The following is a 449-nucleotide window of genomic DNA, read 5'->3' as shown; positions in this document are numbered from 1 at the left end:
TCTGAGGGTGTTCGTGGTGCCACCACTGGGCTAAACAGCCGTCGTCGCGCGTAAACTGCCAGCGTTGATTGCCATGGATGATGTCGATCCTTTGGTCATCTTGGCTGAGCTGTGGGGGCGAGCCTGCCGTTGGTGGCGGCGCCAGATGCAGCGTGCGGGGCACCAGCCATTGATCCCAGGCGCAGCGATGGTTGGCCTCGGACCAGTCGGTGGCCTGCGGTTGAACCACTTCGACATTCAGCCACAGTTCGCCGGGTTGATGGAGCATCGGCAAGCGCTCGAGCAGTTGGACGCTGGCGCTACCCTGTGGTTTCAGGGTGAGATCGAAGCTGCCGCTGGCGCGCTCGATGCCATCCAACTCCAGTCGCCAGTTCAGGCGTTCGTTGTCGGTAGCGCGGAACAGATACTCGCTGCTGACGGTCAGCGTCAGCGTGTCGGCATCGAAGGTA

1 protein-coding gene is annotated in these 449 nt (G+C 62.1%); it reads right to left on the bottom strand.

Translation table 11 applies throughout. From position 1 onward, the window contains the following. Positions 1 to 449 (bottom strand): beta-galactosidase domain 4-containing protein (locus BEI65_RS27210; protein ID WP_232519118.1); only part of this gene is annotated, 449 nt, incomplete at both ends.

This window comes from Serratia sp. BW106 (genome assembly GCF_002607755.1).
In the GTDB taxonomy this organism is placed as follows: Bacteria; Pseudomonadota; Gammaproteobacteria; order Enterobacterales; family Enterobacteriaceae; genus Serratia; species Serratia proteamaculans.
The sequence above is the reverse complement of the archived record's forward strand: the minus strand, read 5'-3'. Positions and strand labels throughout refer to the sequence as shown.